The 15697-nt window shown below is 68.4% G+C and carries 16 protein-coding genes; 7 read left to right on the top strand and 9 right to left on the bottom strand.

All coding sequences use genetic code 11. The features are described 5' to 3' along the window. Window positions 1-17: 17 nt before the first annotated feature. From CV103_RS03625 to CV103_RS03615, 3 genes are read left to right on the top strand one after another with little or no spacing between them, the layout of a single operon-like run. Complete coding sequence (locus CV103_RS03625) at window positions 18-1061, top strand: acyltransferase family protein (RefSeq protein ID WP_107394005.1); 1044 nt, start codon at window positions 18-20, stop codon at window positions 1059-1061. Continuing rightward, window positions 1048-2109, top strand: a complete 1062-nt coding sequence (locus CV103_RS03620) for a glycosyltransferase family 2 protein (protein ID WP_107394004.1) — start codon at window positions 1048-1050, stop codon at window positions 2107-2109. The genes CV103_RS03625 and CV103_RS03620 overlap by 14 nt, the downstream gene beginning before the upstream one ends. Next, window positions 2106-3125: a glycosyltransferase family 2 protein gene (locus CV103_RS03615; RefSeq protein WP_107394003.1), complete on the top strand. Its 1020-nt coding sequence runs from the start codon at window positions 2106-2108 to the stop codon at window positions 3123-3125. Before CV103_RS03620 ends, CV103_RS03615 begins: the two co-directional genes overlap by 4 nt. Here CV103_RS03615 and CV103_RS03610 read toward each other — a convergent pair. The 3 genes from CV103_RS03610 to CV103_RS03605 form a co-directional block, all read right to left on the bottom strand. After that, the gene (locus CV103_RS03610; protein WP_107394002.1) at window positions 3122-5236 is read right to left on the bottom strand and encodes an AMP-binding protein; all 2115 of its coding nucleotides are present in this window, start codon (window positions 5234-5236) and stop codon (window positions 3122-3124) included. The genes CV103_RS03615 and CV103_RS03610 overlap by 4 nt on opposite strands. Next, window positions 5233-5409, bottom strand: coding sequence for a hypothetical protein (locus tag CV103_RS22305; RefSeq protein ID WP_170112541.1), 177 nt, complete (start codon window positions 5407-5409; stop codon window positions 5233-5235). The genes CV103_RS03610 and CV103_RS22305 overlap by 4 nt, the downstream gene beginning before the upstream one ends. 67 nt (window positions 5410-5476) lie before the next feature. Next, the gene (locus CV103_RS03605; protein WP_107394001.1) at window positions 5477-7528 is read right to left on the bottom strand and encodes a S9 family peptidase; all 2052 of its coding nucleotides are present in this window, start codon (window positions 7526-7528) and stop codon (window positions 5477-5479) included. Between the two features lie 114 nt (window positions 7529-7642). Between CV103_RS03605 and CV103_RS03600 the strand changes: the two genes are divergently transcribed. Further along, the gene (locus CV103_RS03600; protein ID WP_107394000.1) at window positions 7643-8431 is read left to right on the top strand and encodes a crotonase/enoyl-CoA hydratase family protein; all 789 of its coding nucleotides are present in this window, start codon (window positions 7643-7645) and stop codon (window positions 8429-8431) included. Window positions 8432-8446: 15 nt separating this feature from the next. Here CV103_RS03600 and CV103_RS03595 read toward each other — a convergent pair whose 3' ends face one another. The 5 genes from CV103_RS03595 to CV103_RS03575 are packed head-to-tail and all read right to left on the bottom strand — an operon-like array spanning window position 8447 to window position 12408. Continuing rightward, entirely contained in the window at window positions 8447-8812 is a 366-nt protein-coding gene (locus tag CV103_RS03595; protein ID WP_015457424.1) for a DUF983 domain-containing protein, read from the bottom strand. Then, the gene (locus CV103_RS03590) at window positions 8802-9905 is read right to left on the bottom strand and encodes an endonuclease/exonuclease/phosphatase family protein (protein ID WP_107393999.1); all 1104 of its coding nucleotides are present in this window, start codon (window positions 9903-9905) and stop codon (window positions 8802-8804) included. The genes CV103_RS03595 and CV103_RS03590 overlap by 11 nt, the downstream gene beginning before the upstream one ends. Window positions 9906-9908: 3 nt before the next feature. Then, the gene (locus tag CV103_RS03585; RefSeq protein ID WP_041865122.1) at window positions 9909-10244 is read right to left on the bottom strand and encodes a 2Fe-2S iron-sulfur cluster-binding protein; all 336 of its coding nucleotides are present in this window, start codon (window positions 10242-10244) and stop codon (window positions 9909-9911) included. After that, window positions 10241-11356 carry a cysteine desulfurase family protein gene (locus CV103_RS03580; RefSeq protein WP_107393998.1) on the bottom strand — a complete coding sequence of 372 codons (1116 nt, stop codon included), beginning with the start codon at window positions 11354-11356 and terminating at the stop codon, window positions 10241-10243. The genes CV103_RS03585 and CV103_RS03580 overlap by 4 nt, the downstream gene beginning before the upstream one ends. Continuing rightward, on the bottom strand, window positions 11353-12408 hold the full coding sequence (locus CV103_RS03575; protein ID WP_107393997.1) for a cysteine desulfurase family protein: 1056 nt from the start codon (window positions 12406-12408) through the stop codon (window positions 11353-11355). The genes CV103_RS03580 and CV103_RS03575 overlap by 4 nt, the downstream gene beginning before the upstream one ends. A gap of 105 nt (window positions 12409-12513) precedes the next feature. On the opposite strand from CV103_RS03575, the gene CV103_RS03570 reads away from it, so the two are divergent. Then, the gene (locus CV103_RS03570) at window positions 12514-13161 is read left to right on the top strand and encodes an alpha/beta hydrolase (RefSeq protein WP_015457429.1); all 648 of its coding nucleotides are present in this window, start codon (window positions 12514-12516) and stop codon (window positions 13159-13161) included. 13 nt (window positions 13162-13174) lie between these two features. Continuing rightward, window positions 13175-13915: a class I SAM-dependent methyltransferase gene (locus CV103_RS03565; protein WP_107393996.1), complete on the top strand. Its 741-nt coding sequence runs from the start codon at window positions 13175-13177 to the stop codon at window positions 13913-13915. Window positions 13916-13936: 21 nt separating this feature from the next. On the opposite strand, the gene CV103_RS03560 is transcribed toward CV103_RS03565, so the two are convergent. Further along, window positions 13937-14122, bottom strand: coding sequence for a hypothetical protein (locus CV103_RS03560; protein ID WP_015457430.1), 186 nt, complete (start codon window positions 14120-14122; stop codon window positions 13937-13939). 297 nt (window positions 14123-14419) lie between these two features. On the opposite strand from CV103_RS03560, the gene CV103_RS03555 reads away from it, so the two are divergent. Next, complete coding sequence (locus tag CV103_RS03555) at window positions 14420-15640, top strand: type III PLP-dependent enzyme domain-containing protein (protein WP_107393995.1); 1221 nt, start codon at window positions 14420-14422, stop codon at window positions 15638-15640. Window positions 15641-15697: the final 57 nt, after the last annotated feature.

Genomic DNA, 15697 nt, shown 5'->3' with positions numbered 1-15697 from the left:
AAACGGGGGGAGCCGTTATGGGAGAGGGACAGGCGCTGGCCAGCGCGGCGATCGCGCTGCCGGCGGAGGTGGAACGCGGCCGGCGTATATCCTGGATCGATGCCACAAGGGGCATCGGCATCTTCCTCGTGGTGCTCGCGCATGCCGAACGCGGCTTCGTGGAAGCGGGCATGATGCCGCTTGATCCGGCGGTGCGGGATTTCGATGGCGCCATCTATGCCTTTCACATGCCCTTATTCTTCCTCCTGGCCGGCCTGCATGTCGAACAGGCGCTGGCGGCGGGCCGCCCGGCTTTCCTGACGGAAAAGCTGAAGGCCATCGCCTGGCCCTATCTGCTCTGGTCGACGCTGCACGTCCTCACCGTGATGGCCACGGGCAGCGCCAACAGGCCGCTCGATCTCCACGATCTTGCCGGCATCGGCGTGCGGCCCGTGGCGCAATTCTGGTTCCTCTATGCCCTGTTCCTCTGCTGCCTGGTCGTGGCGGCGGGCTGGGGCCGGTTCCGCCTGCTGACGGTGATCGCCGGCATGGGCATCGCCGCGCACGCATATTTCGGCTCGGGCAACATGATCCTGCAGACCGCCCAGCTCTTCCCCTTCTTCCTCATGGGCATCGCGGTGGGCCGGTGGCCGGCGATGCGGGGCGAATATCTCGACACGCCCACGCTTGCGACCATTCTTCTGGGCGGCGCATTGATCTTCGCCGCCACGCGCCTGCTGCAGACGGTCGTGGCGCTCGGCGGCACCGATCACACCATCCTCTTCTATATTGGCGCGGGCGCCGGGATCGCGATGACGACCACGCTCGCCATCATCCTGCGCGGCCGGATGCCCTGGCTGGTCCGCCTGGGCCAGGCATCGATGGCGATATATGTCGCCCATACCTTCTTCACGGCGGGGTTCAGGATGGCGGTGCAGAAGATGGGCCTCGCCCTCGATCCGGCATGGCTGCTGGCGATCGGCACGATTGTCGGCCTGCTCGGCCCCTTGGGCTTGTATGAATTTGCCGGGCGGCGGAAACTCTCGCCGATTCTCGGGTTGGGGAAATATGTCAGAAGCTGAACGTCCGCCGCACGCCGCCGCCCGTGTCGCCCCGCATGTCGCCATCGTCATCGTCAATTACCGCACCCCCGATCTCGCGCTGCGCTGCGTGGAGACGCTGGCCGCGGAGCGCGTGGCGCTGCCGGGCCTGGAAGTGGTGGTGGCCGATGGCGGATCGGGGGACGGATCGGCGGAAAAGCTGGCGGCCGGGCTTGCCGATCCCCGTTTTCAGGGCTGGGCCAGGCTGCTGCCGCTGCCGATCAACGGCGGCTTCGGCTGGGCCAACAACCAGGCGATGCTCCGCCTGCTCCAGCAGGACGATCCGCCGGATTATATCCACCTGCTCAACCCCGATACGGAGATCGCCCCCGGCGCCGTCGCCCTGCTCGCGCAATGGCTTGCCGCCCATCCCCGCCACGCGGCGGTCGGCAGCCAGCTTTTCCGGCCGGACGGCGCCACGGTGGGCAGCGCCTTCCGCTTCCCCTCGATCGGCCGCGAATTCCTGCGCGGCAGCGCCACTCCCGCGCTAGGCCGCGCCTTCGGCATCCGGCCGACATTGGTGGAGGATGCCGGCGATCCCGATTGGGTGACGGGCGCCAGCGTGATGCTGCGCGCCGAAGCGCTGCGCGAGGTCGGCCTGTTCGACGACGGCTTCTTCCTCTATTTCGAGGAGGTCGAGCTGATGCGCCGCCTGCGCGCCGCCGGCTGGGGCGTCGCGCATGAACCGCAAAGCCGCGTCTTCCATGTCGGCGGGGCCGCCACCGGCGTGAACGTGGCCAATGTCGCGCGCCGACCGGCTTACTGGTTCAATTCGCGGCGGCGCTATTTCGTGCGGACCGGAGGCACCGCCACTTTGGTCGCGGCCACGCTCGCCTGGATGGCGGGCCGGGCATTATGGAAGCTGCGCGAGGCATTGCGGCTGACCCGCGGCCAGCCCGCCGCGGCGCCGGAGGCCACCGATCATCTCCGTCTCAGCCTGGCCCCGCGCCCCGGCGATCGCCGGCCCACCGTCGCCCGCTGGAACGACCCGCCCGATCAGCCGCCCGCCTGGATGGAAACCGCGCGATGACGGTGGACGGCCGCGTCGGCATCGTCGCCATCGGCCGCAACGAAGGGGAAAGGTTGAAGGCCTGCCTCCGCTCGCTGCCGCCCGGCGCACCGGCCGTCTATGTCGATTCCGGCTCCAGCGACGGCAGCGTCGCCTTTGCCCGGTCGATGGGCGTGCGGGTGGTGGAGCTGGACATGGGCACCCCCTTCACCGCCGCCCGCGCCCGCAATGCCGGGCTGGAGGCGCTGGTCGAAACGGCAGGCGGCCAAGCGCCGGACTATGTCCAGATGATCGATGGGGATTGCACGCTCGATCCCGGCTGGCTGCCCGCCGCGCTGGCGGCGATGGATGCGGAGCCGGGCCTTGCCGTGGTCTTCGGCCGGCGGCGGGAGCGCTTTCCCGAAGCCAGCATCTACAACCGCATGTGCGACCGTGAATGGAATGTGCCGGTGGGCGAAGCGCTGGCCTGTGGCGGCGATGCCTTGTTCCGCGCCCCCCCGCTGATCGCGGCTGGCGGCTATGATCCCACCCTGATCGCGGGCGAGGAGCCGGACCTCTGCGCCCGCCTGCGCGCCGCCGGCCACCGCATCCGCCGCATCGACGCGGAAATGACCCTGCACGACGCCGCCATGCACCGCTTCGGGCAATATTGGCGACGGGCCAGCCGCAGCGGCCATGCCTATGCGGAGCTGGCGTGGCGCGGGCGGGGGGCGCCCGATCCGCTATGGGCACGGCAGGTGCGCAGCATCCTCGCCTGGGCCGGGCTGCTGCCAGCGGCGATCCTGCTCGCGCTGCTGGCGGGAATCTTCGGCACCCCAACCGGCTTCGCGGTCGCGGCGGTGCTCGCCCTGGCCTATCCGCTCCAGATCCTTCGCCTCGCCGGCCGCGCGCGGGTGGCCGGGGACCCACCGGGCTTCGCCTTGCGCTGGGCGGCGCTGATCGTCGCCGGCAAGTTCGCCGAACTGTCCGGCGTCCTGCTCTATCACCGCCGCCGCCTGTCCGGCGCGGCCTCGCAGTTGATCGAATATAAGGGTTAGGCCGGCCGCCGGGCTTGGCCGACCACCTTCGCCGGGACGCCCATGGCGATGGAGTAAGGCGGAATATTGGTGAATATGACGGAATTGGCGCCGATCACCGAATGTTCGCCGATCGTGATGTTGCCGACGATGACCGCCCCGGCGCCGATGTCGACGCCATCGCCGATGATCGGCTTGGCGTTCAGATCCTCCATCGAACGGATGCCGAATGTCGTGTTCTGCCGGATGACCACGTCATTCCCGATCGCGCGCGCGCCCAGGATCATTCCCCCGAAATGTTCGAGCCTGACGCGGCGCCCGACCTTGACCGTGTAATCCAGCTTCATCCCGAACAGGATCTGGGCCAGCTTGTTGAGGAAACGGTAGGCCACCGTCAGCGGCATGCGCAGCGGCTTCAGCCGCACGCCCATGCGCCAGTTGCCGAAGCGGTGGATGAACAGCATGAGGAAGCCCTGGCTCGACAGCTTGCTTCCGTTGGCGCGATAATCCTCGGCGACCAGAGACCAGAAGGAAATGCCCGGCGGGTTCATGTTGCGGCTGCCATCGGGCAGCGGCGGCGCCCCCCCTTCCCCCTGGGCCATGAGGGTGGCGAAATCGCCGGCCGCATCCACCTGCGCGATCAGATCGCCCAGCGGCAGCCATTCCCAGCCCGCCGGCGCGCCATCGAGCGCACGCTCGAGCGCAAGCGCGACCTGCAAATGGCCGAGAGAATCGCCGCCCATCCCGGCAAAGCTCTGCGCCGGATCGACAGGCCGGCCCAGGCACGTCTCCAGCAGGCGCGCGAAGCTTTCGGGCTCGGCCCGCTCGTCCACGCGCAGGGCTTTGCCGGGATGGGCGGCGGGCTTGCCGTTCAGCAGGGTCGCCAGCATCGTGCGCTGAATCTTTCCGGTGTCGGTGCGCGGCAGGCTTTCGACCTCATGAACCGTGATGGCGCCGCGCGCATTGACGCCCAGCGCCTGGGCGTGGCTGGCGATCGCCTCGACAAGCTGGTCGCGCACCATCGACGTCGCGGGCGTCACGACCAGGCCAATGCCATCCCCGCGCAGGGGATCGGCCCGCCGCAGCAGCGCGAAATCGCCGGAATCGAGCTGCTGCTCCTCCAGCGACAGGCGCACCGCGCTTTCGAGCAGATCGGGCGAAAGCTTGATGCCGGCGATGTTGATCACGTCATCGCCGCGGCCCAGAAAATAGAGGCGCCCGTCCTCGATCCGGCCCATGTCGGACGTTTCCAGCCATTCGTCCCGGCCGATCGCTTGCCATTTGCCGCCGTCCAATATGCCGAGGGCGACGTGCGGCCCCCTGGTCTCGATGCGGCCGCGCGCATTGATGCGGATCTCCACGCCGCCGCGCGCCTCGCCCACCGAATCCAGCGTCTCCAAAGGCTCGCGGTCGATGCTCTGGAGCGTCGTGCGCGAAGCTTCGGTCAGGCCGTAATGCTGGACGATCCGGGCATTGGGCAAAGCCGCGCGAAGGGCGGCCTTTTCTTCCCCCGACATATATTGGCTGCCGATCTCCACCCAGCGCACGCGCTCCAGCTCGGCGCCGAACCGGTCGCGCGCCGCCAGGAAGATGCGCCACAGGGTGGGAACGGCCGAGATCGCGTTGATCTCGCCCGCCCGCAGCATCCGCTGGATCTCCTGAAGATCGAAGCCATGTTCGGGGATGAAGGCGCGCCCGCCAGCATTGAGGACGATGCGGCAGCGGGCGTAGCCGAAGGAGTGATAGACGGGAATGCCGATATATTCGCGGATTCCCTCGTCGATCGCCATCGCCTCGGTCACGCGGACCACGACGTCGTGGAGATTTCCGTGGCTCAGCAACACCGCCTTGGGCGTGCCCTGCGTTCCGGATGTAAAGGAAATCTGTGCCGGCTCGTCGCCCCCGCGGGAACGAAAGGGCATATCGATCCAGCCCGCGCCGCTTTCCGGTTCGGCGATATCGGTGGTGAACGTCTGTTGAAGCCGATAATCGTCGTCCGCGCGCGTCAGGGGCACGGAAATCCGGCCCCGTTCCAGATTGCCGATCATCTGGCGGACATAGCCGGCGCTGTTGGTGGCCACGACGCCAACGGTGGACATGCTTCGGAACGGGTTGGCGTTGAGTTCCGTCATGATTGCTCCAGCCCGTCGACGATCCGGCCCTCCGCATCGCGGCGCGCTGCACGGCCTGCCCCCCGGATGCGAGCCATGGGTTCATCCCCTTCGAACGGGAGAATCCGGCCGAGGGCGGCGTCCGTTTCCGGCCGCTGCTCGCAGAACGCATTGGGATGGCTTTGCAGATTCACGGGTCGCCGTCTCGCCATCTCCGTCCGGGCCGGCGGGACGATAGGGGCCCCACCGGCCGGCCGCAACCTATTCGGCCTTGCCCGTCCACCGCTTCATCCAGCCGAGCGTTTCGGCATACCATTGCAGGCTGTTCTTGGGCTTCAGCACCCAGTGGTTCTCATCCGGGAACACCACCAGCCGCGACGGGATCTCGCGCCGCTGGAGCGCGGTGAAGGCCGCCAGCCCCTGCGTGTAAGGGATGCGGAAATCCTTTTCGCCATGGATCACCAGCATCGGCGTCTTCCACGCCGTCACATGGTTCACCGGGTTCCATTTCTCGAACTCTTCCGGGTGCTCGAAATAGGGGCCGCCATGCTCCCATTCGTCGAACCACAATTCCTCGGTCTCATAGGCCATGGCGCGGGCATCGAACACGCCGGCATGGGTGACGAGGCAGTTGAACCGGTCCGGCCAGTTGCCGGCGATCCAGTTCATCATATAGCCGCCATAGGAGCCGCCGAGCGCGCAGGCCCTGGTCCCATCCAGCCAGCCGAACTTCGCGGTCGCGGCGGCAAGGCCCTTCTGCAGGTCCTCCAGCGGCTTGCCGCCCCAATCCTTGTTGATCGCATCGGTGAAGGCCTGGCCGTAGCCGATGCTGCCGTGGAAATCGATCATCACCGCGCCGAAGCCGGCGGACGCCATCACCGCCGGGTTCCAGCGATAGGACCAGCCGTTGCCCATAGTCGATTGCGGGCCGCCATGGACGACGAAGGCCACCGGCACCTTCGCGCCCTTGCCCAGCCCTGCCGGCTTCACCGCATAGCCCCAGACGGTATCGCCATTGGCGCCGGCGAAGCTGAAGCGGGTGGCTTCCGGCATGTCGACGCCGGCGAGCTTGGCGGCGTTCACCTGCGTCAGCCGCGTCGGCTTGCCATATTCGTCCAGCGCGAACAGGTCGGCCGGCGCGGTCAGGCTGTCGAAGGTATAGACCAGCCCGTTGCCGTTGGTGGCGATGCCGCCCGCCGAACCGTCACCGGTCAGCCGGCGGATCTTGCCGGTGGCGCGATCCACCTGGAAGATCGGCCGGTCGAAATGATCGTGCGCGGTGACGATCAGGCTATCCGAATTGGGCGCCCACTGGATCGATTCCACCGAACGATCCCAGCCGTCGGTCAGCACCGTCACCTTGCCGGTCGCGATCTCCCGCAGGTGGATCACCATGCGATCCGCCTCATAGCCGGCGCGCGCCATCGCCGCCCAGGCCAGCCACTTCCCGTCCGGCGACACCGCCGGCAGGTTGTCCGTGCCCTTATTGTCGGCGGTCAGGTTCACCGGCCCGGTCGATCCGTCCGCCGGCACCGCGAAGATATCGAGATTGGTGGAAAGCGATTCGATCCGCCCCGCCTCGCGCAGCGCGAAATAGACGGTCTTGCCGTCGGGTGCCCAGGCGATCTCCTCGGCCCCGCCCTGCGGCTTGGACGGCGTGTCGCCGATCAGCCCGCCCATCAGCGAGCGGCCCTGCCCCTCGGCCTTGCCGTCCGCCACCGGCAGCACGAAGATCTGCGATCGCGTGCCATCCGCCCACATATCCCAATGGCGGACGAAAAGCCGGTCATAGGCGCGGCCGGACCCGGCGTTCGCATCCTTCTTCACCATCGCCGGCTCGGCCGAAGGCGCGCCGGGCAACCGGTCCGCCCACACCAGCAGCTTGTCTCCGGTCGGCGCCAGCAGGAAGCCGGCAATCCCCTCGCGGATGTTCGTCACCTGCACCGGGGCGGCGGCGCCCACCGGCAGGCGCCACGCCTGGCCGTCGCCCGACTTGTCGGACAGGAACCACAGCGATCCATCGGCGGCGAAGGCGGGCGCGCTTTCGTTCACGGCGGGATCGGCGACGAGCTTCTCGGGCTTCGCGCCCTTCGCCTTCAGGTCGATCCGCCACAGGTCCGTCCGGCCCTTGTTGGCGGCGAGGTCCGTCTCGCGCTGCTGCCACACGGCCCAGCGCCCGTCGGGCGATACGACCGGATCGGAAACGCGCGAAAGCCCGACCATGTCGAGCGCGGTGAGCGGGCGGGCGGCGGCGGGCGCGGCGGCCGTGGCGAAGGCGAGCGCGGCGAGGCTCGCGGCGGTGAGTTTCTTCATGGGCGATGGGGATAGGGCAAGCGTGCGGAGTCGGGCAACAACGCGAAGCGGATTCCGCTTGGAAGCGCGGCCCTGGCGGCGCACAGAACGGTCGGCAACACGGGAAGGCTACAGATGAACTTCAAGGATCGCGTTACCCTTACGGTCGAAAACCATGTCGCCGATGTCCGGCTGGCCCGGGCCGAGAAGATGAACGCCATCGATCCGGCGATGTTCGATGCGCTGGTGGAGGCGATCGACCATCTCGGCCGCCGCACCGATGTCCGCGCGGCCGTGCTGTCCGGCGAAGGCCGGGGTTTCTGCGCGGGGCTGGACATGGCCTCGATGGCGGGCGGCGAATTGCCGTTCCAGCTCGGGCCGCGATCCCATGGCCCGGCCAATGTCGTGCAGCAGGTGGCCTGGGGCTGGCGCGCCTTGCCCTTCCCGGTGATTGCGGCGGTGCATGGGGTGGCGCTGGGCGGCGGCTTCCAGATCATGTCGGGCGCGGACATCCGCCTCGGCCATCCGCAGGCGCGCTTCGCCATTCGCGAAGGCTGGTGGGGGCTGGTGCCCGACATGGCCGGCATCGCGCTGTGGCGCACGCTGGCGCGCGACGACGTGCTGCGGGAACTGACCTATACCGCGCGGGAATTCGACGGGGTCGAGGCGCAGGCGCTCGGCTTCCTCACCCGCACCACCGATACGCCGCTGGAAGACGCGCTGGCGCTGGCGGCGGAAATCGCCGGCCGCAACCCGGATGCCGTGCGCGGCGCCAAGCGCCTCTTCAACCTCGCCGCCGATGGCGACGCCGCCGCCATCCTCCAGGCCGAAAGCGACGAGCAGCTCCGCCTGCTCGGATCGCCCAATCAGATGGAGGCCGTCATGGCCAACCTCCAGAAGCGGGCGCCCCGCTTCACGGACTGATCGGCCCCCGGCTTCCTATCGCGCCCAGAGCAGGCCCAGCACCGCGCCCTTCAGCGGCTGGATCATCGCCAGCGCCATGCCGGCGGCGACCAGCGGCCAGCCGATCATCTGGGTGAGCGTGCCGACATCGAACTGGATGTTCACTTCCACGATCACCGGCAGCAGCAGGTGGCCCGTCACCAATATCGCCAGATAGGCGGGAAAATCGTCGGCGCGCCGCTCGGCCCAGCGCTCGCCGCAGGCGGGGCAGGCCTCCACCGGCTTCAGGAAACGGCGGAACAGCCGCGCCCCGCCGCAGGCCGGGCACAGGCCGCGCAGGCCCCGTTTCAACGCCAGGCCCAGCGGCCGATCGCCCTTGGCACCCGTCCCCTTATCCGTCACTCCGCCCTCCGCCGGCTCCTGTGCAGGCGGATGGGCGGGTGGAATCCGCCGGCCAGCTCAGCTCATAAGTCACCATGAAACCGTCATGGTCGGATAGCACCGGCCCGCTCGGGCCGCCATCGAACATCGCCTCCACCCGGATCGGCCGGATCGACACCGCATCGCCGGGCCAGAAGAATTGCAGGTCCTGCGTGTCCATCCACGGCTCGTCGCCGTCCCAGCTCATCCGCACGTCGCAGCCCGATTTCGGGTCCGCGCAGATGCGGTGGACCAGCTCCAGCGGCTGATAATGGCTGAAGGCGGCGAAGCGATCGATCGAATGGCGCATGTTGAAATCGCCGCCGAAGATCAGCGGATTGGCATCGTCGTTCGTTTCCGCAAGGAATTCGGCCGCTTCCTGCGACTGCCGCTTGTGCGCGGCCAGGTTGCGCACCGCCGGCGCCTTGGATGCCCCGCGCGAATTCATGTGCGTGCCATAAATGTCGATCGCGCCCGGAACGCCGGGGATAGCGATCCGCCCCATCATGATCCCCTTGTTGGACAGGCAATCGAAGCCCGCGCACGCCTTGCGGCTATAGGCGCGCACCTGCGTCTCGATCAGCGGATAGGCGGATGCGATCGCCAGCCCGCTGCCCTTCAGCCGCAGGCCCACCTCGCCATGCTTCCACTTGGATTTGCCGGGCAGCGGTTCCTGCTTGATCTTCGGCGCCCTGGTCAGCCGGCTCGGCCCCGGCGCGATCGCCGGATAGCCGCTGTCGCGCACCGCCTTCTTGGCGGCGCGGCTGAACATCTCTTGCACCAGCACCACGTCCGGCGCGGTTCCCGCCGCGCGCATCGCCGCCAGCCGCTCGCCGATCTGGCGCAGTTGCACCGGCCGGCCCGACCGCGCCGGCCAGTCCAGCCCCTCGATATTGTAGGTCAGCACGCTGAGGCGGGTGGAGGCGGTCTTGCCATCGGCCGAAACCGCGATGTCCGGGGCGCTGACCGCACTGCACGCCATGGTCCGCAACGGCGGCGCGCCGGTGCAGCCCGCCAGCGCCGCGATCAGCCCGGCCGAGGCCAGCGCGCGGAACGATCCGCCGGCGCCGCCCAAGGCTCAGCGCCCCTGCATGTTGCGGGATTCTCCGGGTATCCGCACCGTCAGGCTCTCCAGCCCCTCCGGCAGATAGACCTGGCACGCCAGGCGGGACCATCGGGTCACGCTCGCCGCCAGGTCCAGCAGGTCCTCCTCCATCTCGGTGGCTTCATCGAGCTTCGGGAAATCCTCCCGATCGACGATGACATGGCAGGTGGAACAGGCCATCTGCCCTTCGCAGGTTCCTTCCAGCGGCTGGCCGTTGGCCTGCGCCACATCCAGCAGCCGCGCGCCCGCCGGCGCCTCCACCTCGTCGATATGGCTGCCGTCGGCGGAGACGAACCGCACCGTCGTCATGCCGCCCACTCCATCTGCCGTTCCGCCGCCTCGCGGATCAGCGCCACCGCCTTGTCGATCTCATCCTCCGTCGTATATCGGCCGAAACCCAGCCGGATGCTCGACCGCGCCTGCGCATCGCTGAGCCCGATCGCCTTCAGCACATGGCTGGGCCGGCCCGATCCGCTGGCGCAGGCCGATCCCGCCGAAAAGGCGATCCCGCGCAGTTCCGATATCAGCCGCGCCGCATCCAGCCCGTCGCGGCGGAGATTGGCATTGCCCGGCCAGCGCGGGCTTTCCGCGCCGTTCAGCGTCCAGTCTTCCAGCCCCGCGCGCAATCGCCGCGCCAGCGCCTCGGCATGGATGCGGTCCTCCTCCATCCGCCCGAAGGCAGTCGCCGACGCCGCGCCGAAGCCCGCCGCCAGCGCCGGGCTGACCGTGCCCGATCTTATGCCGCCTTCCTGCCCACCACCGTGGAGCAGCGCCGGCAGCGTTCGCCCTTCCGCCATCCACAGCGCGCCGATGCCGATCGGCCCGTAAATCTTGTGCGCGGAAATCGAAACGAAGTCCGCCCCCTCCGGGATCGGCAGCTTGCCATAACCCTGCGCGGCATCGACATGCACCAGCGCACCCGCGCGCCGCGCCATCTCAACGAGCGCCGCGATCGGCTGGATCACGCCGATCTCGTTATTCACGTGCATCACGGAAACCAGCGCGCAGCTATCGTCGATCGCGCCGGCCACCGCATCGAGGTCCACCATCCCCTCGCGATCCACCGGCAGGACGATTGCCTCATATCCCTCGCGCGTCAGCGCGGCCGCGGTATCGAGCACGCAGGCATGCTCGGTCGCGATCGTCACCAGCCGGTGGCGCCCGCTGTCGGCCCTCCCCATGGCACCACGGAGCGCCATGTTCACCGCCTCGGTCGCCCCGCCGGTGAAGATCAGTTGCCCGCCACGGAACGGCGCCGCCACCTGCGCCCGCGCCGCCTCCACCGCCGCCGCCGCCTCGCGGCCCGCGCGGTGGGGCGAATGGGGATTGGCCGCCCGTCCGTCCAGCCAGCGCAGCATCGCCGCGCGCGCCTCGGGCGCCAGCGGCGTGGTCGCCTGATAGTCCAGATAGATGGGGCTCATGCCGCGCGCTTGCCCGCGTCCGCCGCCATCGCCGTCCAGACACGGATGAACTCATATATCTCGGCCCGCGTGGTCGAAGGGCCGAAGCTGACGCGGATCACCTCGCGCGCCTCCTCCTCGGGCCAGCCCATCGCCATCAGCACATGGCTGGGCTTCACGCTGCCCGAAGAACAGGCGCTCCCCGCCGAAACCGCGATGCCGGCAAGGTCGAAGCGGATCAGTTGCGAGGCCGCCGGCACGCCGGGCATGCGATAGGCGCCGATCGTGGGGATGCGCGGGCTCCCCGCCCCCACCACCACGCCGCCCGCCGCCGTCAGCGCCTTCTCCAGATGCTCGCGCAGCTCCGCCGCCCGGCCCAGCCATTCGCGCCGCGCCTCCAGCGCGGCGACAAAGCCCAGCGCCGCCGGCAGGTTCTCGGTGCCGGGGCGATAGCCCTTCTCCTGCCCGCCCGGCGCGTCCAGCGTGGCGAGATCGCGCACCAGCAGCGCGCCGATCCCCGGCGGCCCGCCCAGCTTATGCGCGGAAACCGCGATGAAGTCCGCGCCCGCCGGCAGGGGCAGCTTCCCCGCCGTCTGCGCGCAATCGGCCAGCCACAGGCCGCCCTGCACGCGCACCATCCCGGCCACGCGGTCCTCGGGCTGCAGGATGCCGGTCTCGTTATTGGCGTGCTGGATGGCGAACAGCGCGCCCGGCGCGTCCGGCAATGCCTGCACGATGCCGTCGCCGCCCACCGGCACCACCGGCTCCGCCGCCACGCGCCGCACCGCATCATGCTCGACGGCGGAAACCGCGACATCCGCCGCCTTGGCGCGGAGCAGCGCGATCGCCAGCGCCTCGCTCGCCCCGCTGGTGAAGATCAGCTCGCCGTCCCAGCCCAGCGCGGCGGCGATCCGGGCCCGCGCATCCTCCAGCGCCGCCCGCGCCGCCCGTCCCTCGGCATGGGGGGAGGACGGGTTCGCCCAGCGGGCCAGCCCGTCGGCCATCGCGTCGCGCGCCTGGGGCAGCAGCGGCGTGGTCGCGGCATGGTCGAGATAGATGCGGGCGAGGGGCATTCGTGCTCCGACAAGATTGCGCGCGATAGTCCGCCCTCTATATAGGCCTGCAACTCCGCGCGCATCCACCCTTGCGCGCGATCCCTATTGTGTCAGCAGGTGCCGATGCCCGAAGTCATCTTTCCCGGACCCGAAGGTCGTCTCGAAGGCCGTTTCAATCCGGGGCCGCGCCCCCGCGCACCGGTGGCGCTGATCCTCCATCCCCACCCGCAGGGCGGCGGCACGATGAACAACCGCATCGTCCAGTCGCTCTACCAGACGTTCGTGAAGCGCGGCTTCGCCACCCTGCGCTTCAACTTCCGCGGCGTCGGCAAGTCGCAGGGCACGTTCGACAACGGCATCGGCGAGCTTTCGGACGCCGCCTCCGCGCTCGATTGGGTGCAGTCCATCCACCCCGAGGCGCAGACCACCTGGATCGCCGGCTTCAGCTTCGGCGCGTGGATCGGCATGCAGCTCCTGATGCGCCGGCCGGAGATCAAGGGCTTCATTTCGATCGCCCCGCCGGCGAACATGTATGATTTCACCTTCCTCGCCCCCTGCCCCTCCTCGGGCATCATCATCCAGGGCGATTCGGATGAGGTAGTGACGCCCAGCGCGGTGCAGAAGCTGGTCGACAAGCTCCGCACCCAGCGCCACATCACCATCCATCACGACGTGATCCCCGGCGCCAACCACTTCTTCGAGCACGAGATGCCCGAGCTGATGAAGTCGGTGGACGATTATCTGGACATGCGCCTCGCCACCGATCGCTGAAGATCGACCGGCGATGTCAAAGGACGGCGAACGCTCCTATTTGGAGAAGATCGGTGAAGCCGGGCGGGTCCACTCGCTCGGCAAGCCTTTTTCCGATCCGCTTTGCGGCATCAACCTGGTCTCGATCGGGCTGATCATGTCGCTCATGCGCCAGCCGCCAGCCGGCGTGCTCGATCTAGGCTGCGGCGGCGGCTGGACAAGCCAGTTCCTCGCCCGGCGCGGCTATCGGGTCACGGGCCAGGACATAAGCGAGGACATGATCGCCCTCGCCAACGAGAACAGAGCCCTCCACGGCCTTTCCGACGCGCAACTTCGCTTCGTTTGCGGGGATTATGAAGAATTGGGCTTCGAAGCGGCGTTCGACCATGCGATCTTCTTCGATTCCCTCCATCATGCCGATGACGAATTGGGTGCGATCCGTTCCGCCTACCGGGCATTAAAGCCTGGCGGCACGCTCATCACCCACGAGCCCGGCGAAGGCCATGCCGCGAACCCGATCTCGATTGAAGCGATGCGGCTCTATGGCGTGAACGAGCGGGATATGCCACCCAGCCTGATCATCCGCCGGGGGCTGGAGGTCGGATTTTCCGGCTTCCGGGTGATGCCCATGCCGCACGAATTGAACGAGATCTTCTACGGCAAGCCCCCGCCGTCCCTGTGGAGCAAGAAGGGCCTCAGATTCGCCAGACGGATCGTGGATCTCGCCTTCCGCCCCAACATGCGGGCCGGGGCAATCGTGGTGCTCACGAAATAAGGCCGGTCGACGCGGACGCGTTCAGACCGGCAAGGTCCAGAGCATCACATTGGCCAGCAGCACGGCGGCCGCGACCAGCATCAGCGCGCCTTTGCCCCGGCTGTGGCGCTTGCGCATCAGATAGAGGCCGCCCGCCACCAGGGCGAAGACGGCAAGCATCGCGATTGCCGGGGCGATGCCGGCCACGCCTTCGAGAATCGACTGCATATCGATCGCCTTAGCTTGCCGGCGCACAGTTTAGAAGAAGGCCGGATTCGAATCGATTCGTTCCGCGTCCGAACCGCCGTCCAACCTCCGCGGCCATATTTATTTTTCGCCCTCCAGCCGCCCGGATCGCCCGAAATCCGGCCCCTTCCGGCCGCAAATCCCGGCTGCGTCTCCCCCACCCCCGGAATCCAACTTTACAGGGGGGACCCCCGATCCTATGTAGCGCGTCCGCTGCCCCATGGGACTTCCACCGCAAGGCAGCCTTCTTGCCAACACTACCCCTGGAGGTCCCTTGAGTTGCACAAGCACCATAGCGCGCTGGGGCTAGCGACCGCCCCTACCGGCACCACCGGTGCCGTCGTCGCGAAGCTGCGCCCGGTCCAGCCGGTCACGCTCCTTCGTCCGCATGCCGCCCGCCGGGCCGCCCGATTCTTCGTAGAGAAGTTTCCGGGCCGGCCGATGTATGCGGTGAAGGCCAATCCCTCGCCCGAGCTGATCGCGCTCCTGTGGGAAAGCGGCGTCACGCATTTCGATGTCGCCTCGATCGCCGAGGTGCGGCTGGTCGCGGGCATCGTGCCGGAAGCCACGCTCTGCTTCATGCACCCGGTCAAGGCCGAGGAAGCGATCGCCGAGGCGTATCACGTCCATGGCGTGCGCACCTTCTCGCTCGATACCGAGGAGGAGCTGGCCAAGATCGTCCGCGCCACCAACAGCGCCCGCGACCTCACGCTCTGCGTGCGGCTCAGGGTCTCGTCGGATCATTCCAAGCTCAGCCTCGCGTCGAAGTTCGGCGTCGATGCGCGCGATGCGGCCCCCGTGCTGCTGGCCGCCCGCCAGGTCGCCGATACGCTGGGCGTGTGCTTCCACGTCGGCAGCCAGGCGATGACGCCCGCCGCCTATACCCAGGCGATGGAGCTGGTGCGCGCCGCGATCGTCGAGGCCGGCGTCACGGTGGACGTGGTCGATGTCGGCGGGGGCTTCCCGTCCGTCTATCCGGGCATGGAGCCGCCGTCGCTGGAAGCCTATTTCGCGGCGATCCACGAAGCGTTCGAAAGCCTGCCCGTCAGCTATTCGGCCGAATTGTGGTGCGAGCCGGGCCGCGCGCTGTGCGCCGAATATGCGAGCCTGCTGGTCCGCGTCGAAAAGCGCCGGGGCGAGGAACTCTACATCAACGACGGCGCCTATGGCGCCCTGTTCGATGCGGCGCATGTCGGCTGGCGCTTCCCGACCGAACTGGTCCGCGAAAGCGGATCGGACGCGAAGGACATGGCGTTCAGCTTCTATGGCCCCACCTGCGACGATCTGGACCATATGGCCGGCCCGTTCATGCTGCCCGCCGATATCGCCGCCGGCGATTATATCGAGATCGGCATGCTGGGCGCCTATGGCTGCGCGATGCGCACCGGCTTCAACGGCTTCACCGCCGGGGAATCGGTGATCGTCGAGGATGAGCCCATGGCCAGCCTCTATCGCACCGAAACGGAACCCGCGGTTCCGTCCAACGTCATCACGCTGTAAGACGACATCCTTCTATTTGCCGTCATGCCGGCGAAGGCTGGCATCTCGCGAAGCACG

The sequence above is a fragment of the Edaphosphingomonas fennica genome (genome assembly GCF_003034225.1).
GTDB lineage: Bacteria > Pseudomonadota > Alphaproteobacteria > Sphingomonadales > Sphingomonadaceae > Sphingomonas_E > Sphingomonas_E fennica.
The sequence above is the reverse complement of the archived record's forward strand: the minus strand, read 5'-3'. Positions and strand labels throughout refer to the sequence as shown.